Origin of the sequence: Pedobacter aquatilis, assembly GCF_030409415.1 — a bacterium.
Lineage (GTDB): Bacteria > Bacteroidota > Bacteroidia > Sphingobacteriales > Sphingobacteriaceae > Pedobacter > Pedobacter aquatilis.
The window spans coordinates 1-1937 of sequence record NZ_JAUFPW010000002.1 but is presented as its reverse complement, the minus strand read 5'-3'; the positions used below and the strand labels follow the sequence as shown (position 1 = coordinate 1937).

Here is a 1937-nt window from a genome sequence, read left to right as displayed (position 1 = left end):
GTTAATTTGAGTTTAAAGATATATAAATGAGGCCGCCGCGAGGTACCGAGCCGAATAAGTTCTTAAAAGAGATGTCAATGTAGCGCAAGCGGGGTAATGAAGTACGGATTCAAGTACAGAGTACCGAAGCTTGATTTTAAAGTCAATGTCTCAACAGACATAATTAAAAAAGAAGACTATTTTTAACAATAGTTAAAACTGGTCAGAATCAAATAACATTTTACAATGGAGAGTTTGATCCTGGCTCAGGATGAACGCTAGCGGCAGGCCTAATACATGCAAGTCGAACGATACTTTCCAGCTTGCTGGAAAGGAAAGTGGCGCACGGGTGCGTAACGCGTATGCAACCTACCTTAATCAGGGGGATAGCCCGAAGAAATTCGGATTAACACCGCATAAAAACACAGAGTAGCATTACTCAATGTTCAAATATTTATAGGATTAAGATGGGCATGCGTGTCATTAGCTAGTTGGCGGGGTAACGGCCCACCAAGGCGACGATGACTAGGGGATCTGAGAGGATGACCCCCCACACTGGTACTGAGACACGGACCAGACTCCTACGGGAGGCAGCAGTAAGGAATATTGGTCAATGGAGGCAACTCTGAACCAGCCATGCCGCGTGCAGGAAGACTGCCCTATGGGTTGTAAACTGCTTTTATCCGGGAATAAACCTTTCTACGTGTAGAGAGCTGAATGTACCGGAAGAATAAGGATCGGCTAACTCCGTGCCAGCAGCCGCGGTAATACGGAGGATCCAAGCGTTATCCGGATTTATTGGGTTTAAAGGGTGCGTAGGCGGCAGTTTAAGTCAGAGGTGAAAGACGGTAGCTCAACTATCGCAGTGCCTTTGATACTGAATTGCTTGAATGAACTAGAGGTAGGCGGAATGAGACAAGTAGCGGTGAAATGCATAGATATGTCTCAGAACACCGATTGCGAAGGCAGCTTACTATGGTTTTATTGACGCTGAGGCACGAAAGCGTGGGGATCAAACAGGATTAGATACCCTGGTAGTCCACGCCCTAAACGATGAATACTCGCTGTTAGCGATATACAGTTAGCGGCTAAGCGAAAGCGTTAAGTATTCCACCTGGGGAGTACGCTCGCAAGAGTGAAACTCAAAGGAATTGACGGGGGCCCGCACAAGCGGAGGAGCATGTGGTTTAATTCGATGATACGCGAGGAACCTTACCCGGGCTTGAAAGTTAGTGAATTATTCAGAGATGAATAAGTGAGCAATCACACGAAACTAGGTGCTGCATGGCTGTCGTCAGCTCGTGCCGTGAGGTGTTGGGTTAAGTCCCGCAACGAGCGCAACCCCTATGTTTAGTTGCCAGCATGTAATGATGGGGACTCTAAACAGACTGCCTGTGCAAACAGAGAGGAAGGAGGGGACGACGTCAAGTCATCATGGCCCTTACGTCCGGGGCTACACACGTGCTACAATGGATGGTACAGAGGGCAGCTAGCCAGCAATGGTATGCGAATCTCATAAAGCCATTCACAGTTCGGATTGGGGTCTGCAACTCGACCCCATGAAGTTGGATTCGCTAGTAATCGCGTATCAGCAATGACGCGGTGAATACGTTCCCGGGCCTTGTACACACCGCCCGTCAAGCCATGGAAGTTGGGGGTACCTAAAGTATGTAACCGTAAGGAGCGTCCTAGGGTAAAACCGATAACTGGGGCTAAGTCGTAACAAGGTAGCCGTACCGGAAGGTGCGGCTGGAATACCTCCTTTCTGGAGCAGAGTTGACTACTCGCTGCGCAACATGATACTCTAATTAAGTTATTGGTTATAAGTTATAGGTTATACGTTTAAGAAACGGAACAGCCAAACAACAAACCAACCGTATAACCAAGACATTAAAAAAGAAACACCCAAAAGATTAAGCATTTAGTTGCACTAACAAATCTTTGAGAGGCGAGATTGA

The 1937-nt window shown here is 47.1% G+C and carries 1 rRNA gene; it reads left to right on the top strand.

The features are described from left to right. Positions 1-222: 222 nt before the first annotated feature. Positions 223-1744, top strand: a 16S ribosomal RNA gene (locus tag QWY86_RS00260). Positions 1745-1937 lie beyond the last annotated feature (193 nt).